This is a genomic window from Verrucomicrobium sp. BvORR106 (assembly GCF_000739655.1).
GTDB lineage: Bacteria > Verrucomicrobiota > Verrucomicrobiia > Verrucomicrobiales > Verrucomicrobiaceae > Verrucomicrobium.
Window position 1 is genome coordinate 17,178 of record NZ_BATR01000134.1, and the last position, 17,275, is coordinate 34,452.

Below are 17,275 nucleotides of genomic sequence, written 5' to 3' on the forward strand. Positions count from 1 at the left end.
CCCTCTTGCCTCGCGCAACATTGTCGTTACAATCGCCCCCTCTTTTGCCCCGGCAAAATGGGTTTTCCCGTTAATTAGCACCGCCTCCATTCACTTCGTCGCATGTCCAGTTTCCTTCTCAATCAAGGCATCTTGCTCTCCATCATATTAGGCGCGCTTGGCCTAGTCTACGCCGTGCTGCTGATCAAAAAGATCGTCAGCGCCTCACCCGGGAATGAAGCCATGAGGCGCGTCGCGGGTGCCATTCAAGAGGGGGCCAAAGCGTATCTCAGCCGGCAGGTGCGCACGGTGAGCATCATCGCCATCATCCTCACCGCCCTGCTGTTCTGGTGGAAGAAGAGCCTCCCCGTCCCCGCTGGTTTCCTCATCGGCGCCGTCTGCTCCATGATCGCGGGTTATATCGGCATGCGCATCGCGGTGGTGGCAAACGTCCGCACCACCCAGGCTGCCACTGAGGGCCCCACTCCTGCTCTGCGCATCGCCTTTAACGGCGGCGCCGTCACCGGTCTCCTCGTCGTGGGTCTGGCACTCGTCTCCGTCGCCGTCTTCTACATGGTGATGACCGCGCTTCACAGTTCTGCGGCTGCCATCGATTCCCTGGTAGGCCTCGCACTGGGCGCCTCGCTGATCAGCGTGTTTGCCCGTCTCGGCGGTGGCATCTACACAAAGGCTGCTGACGTGGGTGCTGACCTCGTGGGCAAAAACGAAAACGCCCTGGACGAAGATGATCCCCGCAACCCGGCTACTATCGCCGACAACGTGGGCGACAACGTCGGTGACTGCGCAGGCATGGCTGCAGACGTCTTCGAGACCTATGCTGTGACCCTCATCGGCGCGCTCCTCATCGCCTCCCTCACCCTTCAGGGTGTCGGCGCTGCCATCATCTATCCCTTCCTCATTGGTGGCATCTCCATCGTGGGTGCGGTGCTCGGGATTCTCTGGGTGAACATCCGCCAGGGTGGTGCCACGGCCCTCCTCATGCAGGGCGTCGCCATCTCCGCTCTTGTGACCGCCATCCTCGGCTGGCCCGTCACCAATGCGCTCTTCAGCGGCCACGCTGAACTCCCCTTCAGCCCGGCTGGTCTCTACGGCGCAGCCTTGATCGGCCTCGTCCTCACCTGGATGGTGGTGCTCATCACCAACTACTACACCGCCACCGAGTACAGCCCGGTGCGCAAGATCGCGAAGGCCAGTGAGACCGGCCACGCCACCAACATCATCGCAGGCATCGCTATCGGCAACTACGCCACCGCCCTTCCTGTCATCCTGATCTGCGCCTCCATCGCGGGCGGCTACGTGCTGGCTGGCCTCTACGGCATCGCCATCGCGGTCATGTCCATGCTCAGCATGGCTGGCATCATCGTCTCCCTCGACGCCTTCGGCCCCATCACCGACAACGCCGGCGGCATCGCCGTGATGAGCGAGCTGCCCAAGGAAGTGCGCGCCGTGACCGACGGCCTGGACGCCGTGGGCAACACCATGAAGGCCGTGACCAAGGGTTACGCCATCGCCTCCGCCGGGGTGGCTGCCCTGGTGCTGTTTGGCTCCTATTACCTGGAGCTGGACAAGCACCTGCACCACACGGGCGTGCTCAAGCTCGCCACCGACACCGTGGACTTCTCCCTGAAGGATCCCTACGTCATCATCGGCCTCTTCATCGGTGGCTTGATCCCCTTCCTCTTCACTGCCATGAGCATGAACGCGGTCGGCAAAACCGCCGGTGCCGTCGTGAAGGAAGTGCGTCGCCAGATCGCTGCCAAGCCGGGCATCCTCACGGGCAAAGACACGCCTGAGTACGCCACCTGCGTGGACATCGTGACCAAGGCGGCCCTTCGCGAAATGATTCTGCCCGCCCTCCTGCCGGTGGCCGTGGTGCTGCTGGTTGGCTGCACGCCTCTCCTCGGTTACAAGGCCCTCGGCGGCGTCCTCATGGGAACGATCGTCACCGGTCTGTTCCTCGGTCTTTCCATGACCAGCGCCGGTGGCGCTTGGGACAACGCCAAGAAATACATCGAAGAAGGCAACCACGGTGGCAAGGGCAGCGACGCCCACAAAGCAGCCGTGACGGGTGACACCGTCGGCGACCCCTACAAGGACACCAGCGGCCCTGCCATCAACCCCATGATCAAGGTGGTCAACATCGTTGCCATCCTCGTGATCCCCCTGCTCTTCTAGAAGAAGTTCGGTCCGCTACAGGACTCGAGATTTAGATCCCAAGCCCGGAGTTGCTTCCCGCACTCCGGGCTTTTTGTTTTCGTTGAAGGTGGCTCGGACTACTTCCCGCTCTCGCCACCCCCCACCTCGAGTTTGATGAAGTCCTTGAGCTCCCACACGGCAGGCTTCCCCTTGCGTTGGGCAGAGAGCCAGTTCAGAGCCGCCTGATGCACGATCTCGTGCCCACCTTCGAAGACGGTGACGCGTGTATTTCCAGCAGTCTGGCGGAAACGCGGTTCCCACGCACCGTACACCGCATCCGCCGCTGGCGCGCTCCATCCCGCGGGCAGCTTTTGCGTGTTGTAATATTCCTCGATCTTGCCCGGAGCCAGAGCCGCCTGCCCCGCGCCCACCACTGCGTTGAACGCCTTCAGCGAGTGCGAAAACGGCACGCTACCCTTGCGACCATCATGAATGCCGTGATTGATGTCCAGAGGGAGCCCTTTGGCCGCCGCGAGCGAACTCAACGGGGACCGCTTCCAGGCCTCCGCTTTCAAGGCCTCACTCGACGCCGGGCTCCCGCCCAGTGCCGCCTCGATGTGCTTGCCGTAGGTGTCAGGCACGCCGTTCTTCAGATGGTCAGTATGCCATTGGGCAATGTCGCTGATGCCACACCAGGCGCTGACGGCCGCCCACAGTTCGGGATGTTTCCCCGCCATCTGCAACGCCATGTGTCCGCCTCCGCTGACCCCGATGAGATAGATGCGCTCCGGGTCCACCGTCGTCTGTTTCCTCGCCCATGCCACTGCCTCCACCACATCCGCGACCGCCCGGTCGGAACCCATGGCCTGGGGCGTATTGTTCGGCCCCCGGAAGTGCGGATGCACAAAGGCCCAGCCCTGGGCGATGCACCACTCTGCATACACCGCATCGCCCCCGGCAGACGCATAGTGGCTGCTCCAGGTGTGCAGCCCCACCAGCAGGGGCTTGGGACCGCTCGTTGTCGGAGCGAACCACATCGCAAGCTGCAGGGCTCCATCGCTGGAAGGGATCTCCACCTTCGACACCCCGGTGGGCCACCCCTTCCTGGCCACCGCTGGTGCGGCCGGGAGCGGCGCCGTTTGAGCCGGAGCGACAGAGGATATGGCGGCAAGCGCCCCCATGGAAAGGAACTGGCGTCGATCAGTCATGCCGTATGCTCAACAAGAGAGGTCGGGCTTGTCAACTCCGCCGTGAGGGAGCCTGCCTCCGCGGTGTTGAGATTCATTCGCGTCACACCATCAACACCCTTTTTCCAGGTTCACAGAAAATAGGAGAGGAGGGCTGTTTGGCGTAACTTACAAAAAGGGTGTTGAGGGTGTTATGGAGAGAGGACAACAGATTCATTCGCCTCCACACACTCCTTCCCTCCCTGTCGATTGCCACGCACATCCCCTGACTGCGGCAACTGAAGCGGTCACCTTACAACCGCGCGAACTCCCGACACGACCTCATGGGACACTTGCACAGGACCGGGACAGGTTGGCGCAAAACGGCAACCGCCCCTGGACGCTACTTTGCTTGAGGCACATCCTTCTTCAATGCAAGTTGTCTGATCTCGTTTTGATAGGCCGGCATCTGTTCGACGAGATTCGGATACTTGGTAAGTGTCGAGACCAGGGCACACTGTTCTAGAGCCTTGTCATATTGCTTGAGCTGCTTGTAACGCCCGACTTTCCAGTAGTGGGCACTAGCGACTGCGTAGCTGTCCGCTGGGTACTCAGCGATGACGCGGTCGTAGAGTGTGACAGCGAGTGCAGCATCTTCCAGCCCCTGAATGATTTCCAGAATTGCGTCATTCACTCCCATGCCGGGGTCGGACGAACTCTTCGCCACCCTGAAGAGCTCGTCCAGAGTGATGGCGTCAAGCTCGTGCAGGGCTGCATAACTGCTTTTCTGCACCGCCGAATCGCCCTGTGCGGATGCTTCCTGCAGCACGGGAATCGCACGCTTATCTCCCAGGGAGCCTAGCAGAGAGGCAAGCACTGAGCCGTAGTGATTGGGCATCACCTCGCATCCATTCTTGGATCCAAAGCCAAACACTTTGCGGCGCCCGTCAGCGTCCTTCAGGAAAAAGTTGTCCTTACACACCCGGATGAAGAACGGGACAACTTCGGGACTTTTAGAGTTTGCCAGGGCGTAGGCAGAATAGATCCATCCTGGTTCCTGGTTGGTCACGATGCGCATCAGGATTGGCAGGGATTCTTTTTGGTGTTGCAGCAGATATTCTTCCGCCTTGTTTTTGAGCATCCAGTCGTCGAGGGATTCGTCCTGAAAGACCGCAATCGCTTCTTGGACCTTTGAAAATTCCGCGGAGAAGGAGGGCGACAGTCCACATGCCAGCATCGCGATGCCGATGAACGTTGATCGGATTGGATTCATGAGGACATTAGTGAAAGTTCAAAGTGGTCTGAAACCTCTGAGGGCACTTACCGAAGGCTGAGCCGGAGTCGGCTCCTTGGTGCCTATCCCAACCGCGCGGGTTTTGAGGTTGCCTCCAAGGAACCGACGCCTTCCAAGTGCTCAGTCGAAATTCTTTCTCGAAGAGGATAAGGCTACAAGCCCAATGTTGGCGAGCTTTCAGCGAGTCTGCGTTGGGTGCAGTTCCACGATGAGACTCAGGTGGGAAGGCCGACGACAGACCCTATTCCTCTCACCATCTTTATCGCTCGGATGTTTGGTTGAACCTCGCGAGGCCTTCCGCTGGCTGAAATAGGAGAGGAGGGCTGTTTGGCGTAACCTACAAAAAGGGTGTTGATGGTGTGACGCGAACCAATCTCAATAACCTTGATCCCACTCCCGTAGGGCGAGCGCCCCCCCGACTGAGGCAACCGAAGCGGTCGCCCTACAACCCAAGTTACTCGGACACGAGATCCCAACACGACCTCATGGGACGCTTGCACGGGACCGGGACAGGAATGTCCCTCCCTCCATTTACTGACCGCTCCGATCAGCGCCCCCGCCCATGCGTGAGCCCAGGTCTTGGGTCTTCCAGTCTTGCGTCTTGTGTCTCCCCTACGGGCTCACACCCCACGCCCCTCATCCACGTCCATAAAATCGGCAAGGGTCAAAATATCCACCCTTTCCGACAACCCAGCCTCGGATTTCTGGCGATCCAGCACGCGTGTGGCGACGTCATTCCAGCCGAGTTTCAAGACAAACTGGTTCCAGACAAAAATATCGGTGCGGTTGAGCCCTCTCCCGTGGGTCTGGCACCACTCGAATATTTCCTCATCCGTACCGCCTTCCGCGACCCGCTTCTCCAGCTCTGCATGGGACACGCGGAGAAAATCCGTGCACCAGCCGTCCACACCCTTGCCGTAGTTTTCCTGATAACCGGCCCCCAGCTTTCCAGCCGCCTGCAGGCGGATTTTGTCCAGCATGCGGGGGAAGTACGTCAATCCTCCGGTTTTCTCTTTCGGGCTTTTGGGAACGGTGATCGCAGGTGCAGTCATGAATGCGGTGCGGGGTTGTCAGTTTGTACCGGAGATCTCAGACCGTTTTTCCCGAATGCGTTCAACCTGCCCATCACTTGAGCTTCTCCCGCAGCCAGGCGGTGGTTTCATCGGGATGGCTCAGCATGAAAAAATGCCCTCCTCCCGCGATCAGAGAGAACCCGGCTCCACCCTTGGATCTCTTCCTCTGGACTTCCTGCCAACGTCGCCAACGTCCGTCCAGAACGAAGGACTCCTGATCGCCCGCCAGAAACGCTGCATTGGACCTCTCCAGAACTGAAGTCTCCACGGCGGGGGGCGGATAGGCCGCCAGCACCAACAGCGAGCTAAAATCGGACAGGCTGCTGGCAAAGATGACGGACGCCCCAAAGCCCCCGGCAGACAACCCCACCAAATCGGGCGGCTCAGTTGGCCTCCAACCCAGCTCGGCCTCGGCCGCACGGATAGCCTCACGCACATAGTTTACCGACATCGCTCCCCCGCTGATTCCAAACGCCGGACATAGGACGACCCGATCCGGAAATCGCTCTGAAAGATAGTGCTGATACCAAAGGAAACTGCCGCCATAGCCGTGAAGAAACACCAGCAGCTTCGTGGCAGGCGCCAGGCGATCCGGCACATACACCGTCGCCCTTCCCTTCATTGGCCGAGTCGCAGCGAAACAGTAGGGAAGCGCGCTGGGAACCCGGGCATACACAGGATCGACCGCCATCGCCTCATATCTCCTGGTCACGAGAGGCAGAAGACCACTGGCCTGATCCGGGGGCAAACCAAGCACGGCGGGTTGAGACAGCGCCAAGGCCACGATGGCGCTCTCTGGCAATGTTTCCAGGGCCAGCATGAAGGTCGGCAACCAGGCTTCCGCCTCACGTCCCAACCCTGTCACCGGCGCTGCGGTGAACCGACTTTCCCATTCCAAAATCCTAACTTCTGCCGCTGTGGAAACCGCCACCCCCAGCCGCAAAACCAGCATCCCCACCACCCAGACTGCTGACGGAAGAACCTTCACCCTCAGCCGCGCGGTTCCGCGCCTCCTTCGAGCTCTTTCTGTAACCGGTCGAAACAGTCCGGGCACACACCATGAGAAAATCTGATCTGCGAGTTTTGGCTGAAGTAATCCTCCACCTTGCACCAGTAGTTGGAGTCATCCCGGATCTTGCGACACCACGAGCACATCGGCAGCAACGCCTGCAAGGCGAGCACTTCCTGTTGCGCCCTTTCCTTCGCCAGCAAGGCCAACTCCAGGGCCTTGACGGTCTTGCGCAGTTCCAGTGAGCGGATCACCTGATGCGCCAGGGCCATGAGCGCTTCTTGTTTCTCCACTCCAAAGTCCCGCGGAGTGCAATCAATTGCGCACAGCGTCCCGAGCGACACGCCCTCCTGGGTGACCAGCGGTGCCCCGGCATAAAAGCGGATGTTCGGGGCCGAGGTCACTAGTGGATTGGCCGCGAAACGGGCATCCTGCGTGGCATCGTTCACCAGCAACACCCCTTCCTGTCGGATCGCATGGGCACAGAAGGCGTGCTCAATCGGTGTTTCTTCGCCCGAAATGCCCACCTTGGATTTGAACCACTGGCGACGATGATCCAGCAGCGTGACCAAGGCGATGGGGGTCCCACAGATGAAACTGGTCAACCGAGTGATCTCGTCGAACTCCTCCTCCGGAGGCGTGTCCATGATCTCATACTCTCGCAGTGCGGCGATCCGCCGCTGTGTCACCTCATCGATCATGACCTATTTTAGCAATAATCTGGGCATTTGGGTAGTTCCAATAGATTAAGTAAATTGTTGCATCCATAACTCCGGGGATGTTCGATATGGGGCGACTCCGAGTAGGTGAATTTTTCGTTGCCACCAGACATCATATGGTTATATTTTTTCGTAAAGTCGGAAATCCTCAACCAGGTCAGAAACGCTTCGAACTAAGAGCGTTGGATGAGGTCTACAGTAGAGCCATGTGATTTCGCTTGTTGCGCAGGAAAGATTACCCTTCCAAAGCATCGCCCCCCAAAGCCTCAGGAAAAAATGGAAAAGCTCTTTAAAGTCTGGGTTTCGTTCGAAGCCACCGTGGATGCCAAGTACTCATACGGCACCGTGGAAACGTATGCAGGCGTCACCTGCAATCGCGATGAACTTGAGCGGGAGGATCTGCCTCTCGAAAGCAAAGCTGTCCGTCTCGCGCAAAAGGCGGTGACCGATGTGCTGGGTCTCCGTGACAACGTCACCATGGGCACCATGTACGCCCCTAGCGTCGTTCCCAAGCTCGCCCCAACCATGAGCGAACGGGAACCCCATGTCGTGTTTGAACAAGGCCGCGTCTGGTTCGGCAAGCGCTCCCTGTCTCCTGAGTTGAAGGAGAAGGAAAAGCTCCTTGCCCCCACGGCGAACGGTCCCCACATCTTGATGACCTCGTCGGTGGGGAATCGCTAGAGAGTTCCAATCCTTCAGGATTCCGGCCGTTCGCGAGCCGGACATCCAATCCACCCAAATCGTTTCGCGTTTCGGTTGCGATCCCTGACAATTTGGACTTGTTAAGGGATGGATTGGGTCACTCAAGGTAACTTCGCGCTCGCTATCTCCGCCTTGGTGGCTGTTTTGGTCTTGGCGCGGTTGATCGCCGTTTTTGGGGCGGACAAGACCGGTTATTGCTCTGCGGGAGTGCTCCTCACCGGTGCCGAGTTGCACTTTTTTCGATCTCTCCAGCAGGTCATTCCTCCTGGCTGCTATGTCGCCTGCAAGGTGCGCCTCGCGGACATCCTCCTGGTCAGCCAGGGTGCCAACCGGAAATCCCAATGTCGGGCGTTCAACCGGATCAAGTCCAAGCACGCGGACTTTGTGATCTGCGAGGTCTCCACCTTCCGTATCCTGGGTGTGATTGAGCTGGACGACCGGAGCCATCGACGCCCAGATCGCAAGGCCCGCGACGTCTTCTTTGACTCGGCCCTGCAATCCGCCTCGGTGCCGCTGCTGCGAGTCCCGGTGAAACGGGAATACGAGCACCGTGAGTTGAGGGACCTGCTCACCTCCAAGTTTTCCCCTCGCCGGGGCTAATTCGCGGCGTCGGCTTTTCCATAGCCTTGCAAATTGCCATCGGGGAGGGGCTTAGCCTTGCATCTTGCATCGTCCGGCACTGTCGCATACACGCCTGCGGATTCACAAAACTCTCAATTTCAGACACATTTAATAATTTTGGTTAATAGGCACGGTGTCTGCGCCCTCGCGCTCTGCCATGACCAGTACTACTTTGCCCTCCATCCTTCCGCCCGCCTTTTTGTTCGCGTCGGGCACCTGGTTGAAATCCTGCGGAGTCTGTGAGGTGGGCAAGCCCGTGACCAAAACCCACGCAAGCACGGCCCGCGGCCAAACGCGCCCGTCGGGTATCCCAAAAGGCGACACTCCACCTTCTCCGCTTGATCCCCAGCAATGAGCGGCGGATAAGGTGGCCGCGTGAAGTATCGACTGGTTATTTTTGATTTCGACGGGACCCTGGCTGACTCCGTGCCTTGGATGATGGGCGTAGCAGACGAAATTGCGGACCGTCACCATTTTCCTCGCCTCACTGATGCTGATCGGGAAGCTATCCGAGGCCCCGAAGCCGCCAGCATTCCCCGTCTCCTCAAGATTCCCCGCTGGAAACTCGTTCTCATCGCCCGTGACGGGCGCCGCATGATGGCGGCCAAACTGCACGAAATACAACTGTACCCCGGCGCAGCCGACCTCCTCAGGCATCTCTCCGAGAACGGAGTGCGAATCGCGATCGTGAGTTCCAATTCAGAAAGCAACATCCGGCAGATCTTGGGAGAGAGTCTGGCCAGCCTCGTGGAGCAGTATGAGTGCGGTGCCTCGTTTTTTGGCAAGAGTCGCAAGCTCCGCAAAGTGATCCGAAAGAGCGGTCTCCCCGCAGAATCGATCCTGAGCGTGGGTGATGAAATGCGGGATCTGACTGCGTCACTTGACGTGGGACTCCCTTTTGGAGGCGTGTCCTGGGGGATCTGCCATGCCACCGCGTTGAGGGAGGCAGGGGCCACCGTGGTCTTCGATACTATCGGCCAGATCAGCGATATCGTTCTATCAGCCCCCGCGCCCGCCAGTCTGTAACGCTGCCGGAGTTGCTTCAGACTTACTTCCCCTCACCCAGACATGCTCAAGCTGTTCGCCCCCTTCCTCTTCGCTGTTCTCTTTACCCAGTGGAGTCTGGCCCAAGACCAGCGCCCCTTCCCCACGACCGACTCCAAGAAGGGCCTGCAGGTGCAGATGGTGGACGACGCCCTCACCCTGGGCATCCGGCATGCCGGCATCAACGTGAATCTGGCCGCGCTCCTGGCAGACGCAGGCACCGCTCACCGCGTCAGCTTCCGCTCGGATGACCGCGAGTACTTCATCAACGAAGACTACGCCCGCAGTCTCGACCGCCAGATCAAGCCCCTCTCCGACGCGGGCGTGCTGGTCTATCTGATCCTCATCCAGTACCCGAGCCGCAACCCGGAGAAGGACGCCATTTTGATTCATCCCAAGGCCCGGGCCGACGGGAAGTACATCATCCCCGCCTTCAACACGGCGAATGACACCGGACTGCGCCACTACCGGGCGTTGATCGAATTCCTCGCCGCACGCTACAGCGGCGCCAGCTCAGCCTCCGGTCAGGTTTGGGGATACATTGTGGGCAATGAAGTGAACTCCCAGTTCACCTGGTACAACCTTGGCCAGATGCCCGTGGCCGAAGCGGCGGTGGAGTATGAGAAAGCAGTCCGCTCCACTCACGACGCCGTGAGGCGGCACTCCCTGCATGCCCGTTGCTACCTGTCCTTTGATCATCATTGGAACATCTCCGTCCCCGGCATCAGCCCGACGGAGGCCTATAAGACGAAGGAGTTCCTGGACAACTTCGCCCGCACCGCGCGGGAGCACGGCGACTTCGAGTGGCATGTGGCGCACCACCCCTACCCCGATGATCTGGGCAATCCACGCACCTGGGAGGACAAGAACGCCTGGCCCACGGAAGACTCGCCGCACATCACCTTCAAGAACCTGGAGGTGGCCACCCGGCACATGACCCGCCCAGACCTCCTCTGGCAGGGCAAACCACGCCGCATCATCCTCAGTGAACAAGGGCTGCACTGCCCGGATACTCCCGATGGAGAAACACTCCAGGCCGCCGGATTCGCCTACGTGTGGGAGAAGGTGCGCCGCCAGCCGGACATCGATGCCCTCATCTGGCATCGTCATGTGGACCACACTCAGGAAGGCGGGCTCAAGCTGGGACTCTGGACCACCAAGCCCGGCACCATCTCCGAGCCCGGCCGGAAGCGGCCCTTCTACGACCTCTTCCAGAAGGCAAACACGCCCGCCTGGGATGAAGCCGCCAAGTTCGCGCTCCCCGTGGTGGGACTGAAGTCGTGGGATGAGCTCAAAGGCCCCTAGAGACTGGAACAAAGCGCCTCAGCACTCCGCCACAGCCCGGATCGGCGAGCCGTCCCGCCCCGCAAAGTTCAAGGGAAAACCGATGAACTGGAACTCGCGGTCATCCGGCAGGGCGTCCAAATTGGCCAGCCCTTCCACGATCACCATCTCCACCCCATGCCCCAGAAGGGTGTGGTGGATTTCATAGTAGTCCTTGCCCGGCGTAGGGGTGTCCATGCCGATGAGGCGCAGCTGGCGGGATGCCAGATACACGGCGGCCTCCTGGGTCATGGAGGGAGCCTCTTCATAGTATCGCAGGGTACCGTACTCACGATGCCAGCCTGTCTCAAAGAGGATCCTGGCCCCAGGGGTGAGCACCGCCTCGTGCCTGCGGAAGTCGTCGGAGGTAATTTCCTCCCCCGCCTGCTTGGGCACCCGGATGACCCGGGCCGGTCCGTAGAACCACTCCAGCGGCATCTGGTCCAGGGTGCGCCCATCCTCCACAAAGTGGAACATCGCATCCAGATGAGTCCCGTGATGAGAGCTCATGGTGATGCGAGACAGATTGCATCGTGGACCTGAGGCGGTGGTGAAGTGCGCCTCCACGGAAAGTTCAGGATCTCCAGGAAACGACGGCTGGCCCTGACGGATGGGATGGGAGAGGTCAACGAGCATGGACATGGCTGAACGGTTGATGCGTCGGCTTTTGCACGATTTCTTTCATTTCAGACCCAAGATATTCTGACTTTCACCGGTTTACACAATGTGTAAACGCGAGTCATTTTCCTCGATGAGCATGGGGCGTAACTTGGTGATTCTGGGGATCTGGGCCACGGGCATGGGAGCATGGGCATGGTGGAAATTTGTTCGAATCGACGACAATCTGTCCCTCCCGGGAGTGGAGTCCAGCAACGCCAATCGCAAGCCACCGACTCCCGGGGTGGATGTGACATGGAAGTGGAGCTCGGAGTCCGCCTGGCTGGTGGATCAAGTCGCGCGAGACATTGCAGAGGTCTGCCTCATTGCCAGCCATCCCAAAGCGTCTGCGGAAGAGCTCGCCTCCCTTGAGGTAAAGGTCGAGTCCGTCTCGCACGGGGACACCAACTACCTCGTCTCAGCCTCTGCCCCACGCGCCAAGAAAGACAAGGCCAGCACCTCCCTGCCCCTCAGCGGCTACCTCTGGGCCCCAGAGAACTTCGTCCCCTGGGCTCAAGCCCTCCAGAAGGGCTGGAAGATCACTCCGCAGAAGGCCAAACAGGATAAATCAACAGGAGCAAGTGGCCTGGAGCTCGCCAAGAAGCTCCAGGAGCCCACCAGCACCGTTCTGATGGAGGAGTCCAACCGCCTGTCCAAGGAGCTGAATCAAGCACCGCTGGATGCGGGCTTGCACGACCAATCCGCCCTGCTGGTCGGATCGCTGGCCCTGCGGGAGGCTGCGGGCGCTTTCTCAGATGCCCGCCCTGCGCTCTGCCGTATGACGGCCCACCTGGCATTGGCCCGGAGCCTTTCCCCGGAGTCCACCCCAGAACGGGAACTGGCCGAGGCCATCCTCCTCACCCTGGCCTGTCGTCAGGCGGATGCCCTGGACCGCATTGAAAAACTCCCTGCAGAACTCACTGCCTGGCAGCGGGCGTTGAAACTCCGCAACACCAGCGACTGGCGTCTGGTGGAGAAGCCGGGCGAAGTCACTCTGCTGGAACGCCGGGAGCATGCGCGGGCAATCATCACCTGCCGGGATGCGAGCGCACTGATCAAGACTTTCGAGCAGAATCCCCCTGCGGAAGTGCCCGACTGGAGCCGCATCGCCACCGAGCAAGGCTTCAGCGTGGGGGAGGGACATGCCCTCACCAACGGCTGGATCGAACGGGAGATCGCCGATCTGGCAAAATCCTGGAAGACCTGGTCCGGCAAGGATCTCAAGACGGACAATCTGGTCGTAATCCTCAACGATCCCCCCACCCGTTGCCTGGGCAAGAATCAGAACGGCAAGCCTGCGCTGGAGGTGCTGGGCTGGGGCTTCGTCGCCGCCAGCCATCAGCGGCAACTCTGCCATGCCATGGACCGCACCCAGGTCTTTCTGCGGGATATGTGGGGCGTACCGGATGCTGCGGCGAGTTTTGAAAGGCAGGTGCTGCAACACTTCGCCGGCATGCGCCTGCTGCCCTTTGCATTGAAGCGGATCGCCACCACGGAGAAGCTCTATCGCACCGCGGTGGAAGACGCCAGCGCCATCTGCCGGAAGCAGCCCGATCTCGTCACCTGCTGCAACTGGGCCACGCTGCGTCAGAAGGGCCGCTTCACCGCCCCAGCCACCTCCCTGCCCCGGGCCCAGGCGTGGTTCACCCAGGAGTTGACTCTCGGAACCGCGTACGACTTCCGATCCCGCTACATCGATCTCGGCACGCTCTACAATGCCAGCATCGGGTTCTGGGACAAACTGGCCGCCACCGCCCCCTATCAATATGATGTGGCCCGGTCCTACCTGTACAAGAAGCACGGGAACTCCCCTACGATCGAGCAGTTCCGCCAGGCCTACACGAAGCTGGAGGAGTATCACCTGCCGGTGATGGAGCACATCAGCGCAACCCTCAAAGGGGACCCCAAGGCCTACATGGCCTACATGACCCGGATCTGCCAGCTCAACCCGGATGAGTTCATCGAACTGGGCCAGTACCTGGTGGAAAAAGGGTTCAAGGAAGATGCCGCCTTCGCCTACCAGGCGGCGTTTGAGATGGCCAACGACCGCGTGTCCTGGGCGAACCACGCAGACTGGCTGGTCACCCACTATTTTGACAACGGACGTACTGACGATGCCGTGAAGATCGCCACCGCAGCAGCGGAGGTGTACTCCTACCGCGGGCTGGAAACCATGGCCAAGCTCATGGAGCGCATGGACAAGTGGGAGGAGGCCGCCAAGTACCTTGCCGCCATCGGCGAACGGTACAACGACAACGCCCCTCTCATTGCCTTTCTGGAACGCAACCAAGAGCGCGACCCGAAAATCGCCGACGCCTACAAGCAGGCCCTGGCACCCGTCTTCCCTGAAGGGATCCAGGACGCCGCGCTGGCGGACTTCAAGGAAGCTCCATCTGATGGCGTCGAGTTCACCTCCAGCAGCCAGTTGCTGGTCCGCAGCGGATTAAAGTTGGGCCACATCGTGGTGGCACTGGATGGCCATCGGGTGCAGACCCTGGAGCAGTATCTTCTGCTCAGGAACATGAAGGCAGATGCCCCTCTCGAGCTGATCATCTGGGACGGCTCTGCCTATCGTCAGGTCACTGCCACGGTGCCAAACCGGAAGTTTGGCTGCGATATGGATACCTACATCAAGTGAACCATCTGGCGCCTGGACCTCATACCAGCTTCATGCGGGTGAGGTCCTGGGTGTCCACGAGGCCCACGGGTTGCCCCGCCTCATTGAGCACCACCAGGTCATCCACCCGGTGATGTTCCAGCACCGCCAGCACTTCAGCGGCCAGTTTGGTCTCCGCAATGCTCACCGGATTTCGCGTCATGAAGTGAGCGACAGGACGGCCCGCAATGTTGGGATCTGCCTGGAAGGCGCGCACGAAATCTCCGTGGGTAAACACCCCGGCGAGCTTCCCCGCCGGATCGACGATCACCGCCGCGCCACAGCGGGCCCGCGTCATAGCCTGCAAGGCCTCCTGAATGGTCGATTCCTCGGTGGCCAGCGCCAGAGAAGGCCCCGCACGCATGACGTCCCCCACCTTGGTGAGCAGGGCGCGCCCCAGTGATCCACTGGGGTGATACTTGGCAAAGTCATCCTCACGGAAGCCTCGGGCCTCCAGGAGCACCATGGCCAGGGCATCGCACAGCACCAGCATCGCCGTCGTGCTGGAGGTGGGGGCCAGATTCAGCGGGCAGGCTTCACGCTGCACGTGAACATCAAGCACCACATCGGCATTGCGTGCCAAGGTGCTGCTCAGCCCCCCGGTGATCGCGATCAGCGTTACCCGGTGGCGACGCAGATGCGGCAGCAGGTCCACCAGCTCTTGCGTCTCCCCGCTGTAGCTGAGCAGGACCACGGCATCGCCGTCATCCAGCACCCCCAGATCCCCGTGCAGGGCATCCTGGGCATTGAGATTCACACTGGTGGCCCCCGTGCTGTTCAGCGTGGCCACGAGCTTGCGGCCGATGTTTCCGCTCTTCCCCACCCCGCAGACCACGATCTTCCGCGTCGCGGTGAGACAGCCCAGCAGAACGTTCACCGCCTCCGTGAAACTGTCTCCCACGCGGTCCCGCAGCCGGTTCAGTTCTTCAATTTCCAGCTCGATGACGCGACGTGCTTTCTCAGGAAAATTCATGGTGACAGGGGCCAGCATTCAACTAGGGATGCCTCCCGCCAAACTAGAGAATCCCCACCCGCCCGCAATGCCGAAAAAGCCTGTGATTGCCAGTTACGTGTCTGACTTCCTCAAGGCGGACATGCTGCATGTGTATCGGCAGGTCACCGGATTGCAGGCGCTGGAACCCTGGGTGTTCACCCATAAACGAGAAAACGACGCCCGCTTCCCCTTCCCCAAGAAGCGGCTCGTGGTGCTACCCAAGCCGAAACTACGCTGGTGGCGGCGCTGGGTGCACAAGAACATCAAGAAGGCCCCCTGGCATCTCTACACCTGGGAGGTGCGTCACGCCCTGCTCGAACTGGAGCGGGCTGAGGCCAAACTGCTGCACATCTACTTTGGCCACACCGCCATCCATTTTCTGCCCCTGATCAAGGCCTGCCCCCACCCTGTGGTGGTCTCCTTTCACGGAGCCGATGCCGGGGTGGATGTGAACAAGCCCAACCACCTGGCCCCCTTGCGTGAGGTGTTCGCCACCGCCGATCTCATCCAGGCACGGTCGCAGAGCCTGGCGGATGACCTGATCAAGCTGGGATGCCCCGCGGAGAAAGTGCGCGTACAGCGCACCAGCATCCCACTGGAGGAGTGGACCTTCACTCCGCGCGAGATTCCAGCGGACGGTGCCTGGCGACTTTTCCAGAGCTGTCGTCTCATTGCCAAAAAGGGCCTGGACCTGACCCTGGATGCCTTTGCCGCCGTGCACCGGGAGTTTCCCAAGGCCACGCTGACCATTGCTGGAGACGGCCCCCTCAAAGAAGAACTGCAAGCTCAAGCCGCCCGTCTGGGTGTGGCTGAGGCCGTCAAGTTTGCCGGGTTCCTGGATCAGGCAGATCTCAGGCGGGAAGTCGCGACCTCGCACTTTTTCCTCCATCCCAGCCGGACCACAGGCGATGGCAATCGCGAAGGCGTGCCCAACGCCATGCTCGAAGCGATGGCCAGCGGAGCAACGGTAGTCGCCACCAAACACGGCGGCATTCCCGAGGCGATAGAGTCCGGCGAAAGCGGCTGGCTCGTGGACGAGAACGACAGCGCGGGTCTCTCGGCTGGATTGCTCGCGTTGATCAAAGATCCTCAAAGGAGCCACGCCATGGCGCTGCAAGCAAGAGCTCGCGTCGAGGCGATGTTTGACCGCACGGCGAATATCAAGGTGCTGGAGGATTGCTATCGGGAGTTGATGGAAGGGGGCGGGCGTTAAGAGTTAGGAGTTATGGGTTGTGGGGGTTCAAGGAAACGCCTTGCAGCGCCGCCGCGAGATTCATGGGGACCGCACGCATCCTGCGTGCAGCCTTCTGCATCCTGCGGAAGGCATGCGCCGGGTGATCGCACGACCAAAGCAGACTGCGTATTTCCTCTCCCCTGACTCCCGCGCTGCGATGCATTTTGCATTGGGGAGCGCAGGCGGCCTGCCCGATGCTCAGTCGCGACACGGAATGCGGCCTCAAAGTCTTGGCAACATACAACGTCACTGACGTTCCCAGCAAGATGCCGGAAACAGCACGCAGGATGCATGCGCTCCCCAAGCTTCCTTGACCTCCTCCGCATAGTCGAAGCTTATCCCTCATCGGGAAGTTGGCTTGTCGACTTTGATGATCTGATGGTGGCCCCGCACGGATTGCCCGATGCCGGAGGCATCAAAGCCATTAGCCGGACGGTTGAAGGAGCGTAGCGACTGATACCTCCGGAAGTTCAGATTCAGTATTGCATCCCGGAGCGGATGCCAGCGACGTCGCCTCCGGCATCCATCTCTTCCTCCCCATCACCATCAACACCTCCGCGACCGTCACTCGCGTCCTCCCGCGCAACCAAGAGCCGGGACGGCTCTTCTACAGTCCCTCCAACCCCTCGAATCTTTCATATAACCCA

The 17,275-nt window shown here is 60.3% G+C and carries 14 protein-coding genes; 7 read left to right on the top strand and 7 right to left on the bottom strand.

Annotated features, from left to right (window positions below; all coding sequences use genetic code 11):
- Positions 1–102: 102 nt before the first annotated feature.
- Positions 103–2,175 (top strand): sodium-translocating pyrophosphatase, encoded by a 2,073-nt coding sequence (locus BV106_RS25175; protein WP_038169309.1) that lies wholly within the window; start codon positions 103–105, stop codon positions 2,173–2,175.
- A gap of 98 nt (positions 2,176–2,273) precedes the next feature.
- On the opposite strand, the gene BV106_RS25180 is transcribed toward BV106_RS25175, so the two are convergent.
- The 5 genes from BV106_RS25180 to BV106_RS25200 form a co-directional block, all read right to left on the bottom strand.
- Positions 2,274–3,344: an alpha/beta fold hydrolase gene (locus BV106_RS25180; protein WP_081892251.1), complete on the bottom strand. Its 1,071-nt coding sequence runs from the start codon at positions 3,342–3,344 to the stop codon at positions 2,274–2,276.
- 361 nt (positions 3,345–3,705) lie between these two features.
- Entirely contained in the window at positions 3,706–4,575 is an 870-nt protein-coding gene (locus tag BV106_RS25185; protein WP_038169311.1) for a hypothetical protein, read from the bottom strand.
- 641 nt (positions 4,576–5,216) lie between these two features.
- Positions 5,217–5,648, bottom strand: coding sequence for a DUF5069 domain-containing protein (locus BV106_RS25190; protein WP_038169313.1), 432 nt, complete (start codon positions 5,646–5,648; stop codon positions 5,217–5,219).
- A 73-nt stretch (positions 5,649–5,721) separates the two neighbouring features.
- Positions 5,722–6,657: a hypothetical protein gene (locus tag BV106_RS25195; protein ID WP_265596053.1), complete on the bottom strand. Its 936-nt coding sequence runs from the start codon at positions 6,655–6,657 to the stop codon at positions 5,722–5,724.
- A gap of 2 nt (positions 6,658–6,659) precedes the next feature.
- A complete protein-coding gene (locus BV106_RS25200; protein ID WP_051946313.1) occupies positions 6,660–7,379 on the bottom strand; it encodes a GAF domain-containing protein in 720 nt (239 codons plus the stop codon).
- Positions 7,380–7,673: 294 nt separating this feature from the next.
- On the opposite strand from BV106_RS25200, the gene BV106_RS25205 reads away from it, so the two are divergent.
- The 4 genes from BV106_RS25205 to BV106_RS25225 all read left to right on the top strand — a co-directional run bounded on the left by BV106_RS25205 (position 7,674) and on the right by BV106_RS25225 (position 11,069).
- The gene (locus BV106_RS25205; RefSeq protein ID WP_038169317.1) at positions 7,674–8,078 is read left to right on the top strand and encodes a hypothetical protein; all 405 of its coding nucleotides are present in this window, start codon (positions 7,674–7,676) and stop codon (positions 8,076–8,078) included.
- Between the two features lie 108 nt (positions 8,079–8,186).
- Complete coding sequence (locus BV106_RS25210; protein ID WP_051946314.1) at positions 8,187–8,699, top strand: DUF2726 domain-containing protein; 513 nt, start codon at positions 8,187–8,189, stop codon at positions 8,697–8,699.
- Between the two features lie 396 nt (positions 8,700–9,095).
- Positions 9,096–9,746: an HAD hydrolase-like protein gene (locus BV106_RS25220; RefSeq protein ID WP_038169321.1), complete on the top strand. Its 651-nt coding sequence runs from the start codon at positions 9,096–9,098 to the stop codon at positions 9,744–9,746.
- A gap of 42 nt (positions 9,747–9,788) precedes the next feature.
- Positions 9,789–11,069: a DUF5722 domain-containing protein gene (locus BV106_RS25225; RefSeq protein ID WP_051946315.1), complete on the top strand. Its 1,281-nt coding sequence runs from the start codon at positions 9,789–9,791 to the stop codon at positions 11,067–11,069.
- Positions 11,070–11,087: 18 nt separating this feature from the next.
- Here BV106_RS25225 and BV106_RS25230 read toward each other — a convergent pair whose 3' ends face one another.
- The gene (locus tag BV106_RS25230) at positions 11,088–11,729 is read right to left on the bottom strand and encodes a cyclase family protein (RefSeq protein ID WP_038169323.1); all 642 of its coding nucleotides are present in this window, start codon (positions 11,727–11,729) and stop codon (positions 11,088–11,090) included.
- Positions 11,730–11,838: 109 nt separating this feature from the next.
- On the opposite strand from BV106_RS25230, the gene BV106_RS25235 reads away from it, so the two are divergent.
- Positions 11,839–14,382, top strand: a complete 2,544-nt coding sequence (locus BV106_RS25235; protein WP_038169324.1) for a hypothetical protein — start codon at positions 11,839–11,841, stop codon at positions 14,380–14,382.
- Between the two features lie 19 nt (positions 14,383–14,401).
- Here BV106_RS25235 and BV106_RS25240 read toward each other — a convergent pair whose 3' ends face one another.
- Entirely contained in the window at positions 14,402–15,373 is a 972-nt protein-coding gene (locus BV106_RS25240) for a KpsF/GutQ family sugar-phosphate isomerase (RefSeq protein WP_038169359.1), read from the bottom strand.
- A gap of 67 nt (positions 15,374–15,440) precedes the next feature.
- On the opposite strand from BV106_RS25240, the gene BV106_RS25245 reads away from it, so the two are divergent.
- Positions 15,441–16,607: a glycosyltransferase gene (locus tag BV106_RS25245; RefSeq protein WP_051946316.1), complete on the top strand. Its 1,167-nt coding sequence runs from the start codon at positions 15,441–15,443 to the stop codon at positions 16,605–16,607.
- Positions 16,608–17,275 lie beyond the last annotated feature (668 nt).

Bases quoted from the DNA above. Each gene is read 5' to 3' on its own strand.
- BV106_RS25175 (WP_038169309.1), top strand. From the start codon at position 103: ATGTCCAGTTTCCTTCTCAATCAAGGCATCTTGCTCTCCATCATATTA.
- BV106_RS25180 (WP_081892251.1), bottom strand. From the start codon at position 3,344: ATGACTGATCGACGCCAGTTCCTTTCCATGGGGGCGCTTGCCGCCATA.
- BV106_RS25185 (WP_038169311.1), bottom strand. From the start codon at position 4,575: ATGAATCCAATCCGATCAACGTTCATCGGCATCGCGATGCTGGCATGT.
- BV106_RS25190 (WP_038169313.1), bottom strand. From the start codon at position 5,648: ATGACTGCACCTGCGATCACCGTTCCCAAAAGCCCGAAAGAGAAAACC.
- BV106_RS25200 (WP_051946313.1), bottom strand. From the start codon at position 7,379: ATGATCGATGAGGTGACACAGCGGCGGATCGCCGCACTGCGAGAGTAT.
- BV106_RS25205 (WP_038169317.1), top strand. From the start codon at position 7,674: ATGGAAAAGCTCTTTAAAGTCTGGGTTTCGTTCGAAGCCACCGTGGAT.
- BV106_RS25210 (WP_051946314.1), top strand. From the start codon at position 8,187: ATGGATTGGGTCACTCAAGGTAACTTCGCGCTCGCTATCTCCGCCTTG.
- BV106_RS25225 (WP_051946315.1), top strand. From the start codon at position 9,789: ATGCTCAAGCTGTTCGCCCCCTTCCTCTTCGCTGTTCTCTTTACCCAG.
- BV106_RS25230 (WP_038169323.1), bottom strand. From the start codon at position 11,729: ATGTCCATGCTCGTTGACCTCTCCCATCCCATCCGTCAGGGCCAGCCG.
- BV106_RS25235 (WP_038169324.1), top strand. From the start codon at position 11,839: ATGAGCATGGGGCGTAACTTGGTGATTCTGGGGATCTGGGCCACGGGC.
- BV106_RS25240 (WP_038169359.1), bottom strand. From the start codon at position 15,373: ATGAATTTTCCTGAGAAAGCACGTCGCGTCATCGAGCTGGAAATTGAA.
- BV106_RS25245 (WP_051946316.1), top strand. From the start codon at position 15,441: ATGCCGAAAAAGCCTGTGATTGCCAGTTACGTGTCTGACTTCCTCAAG.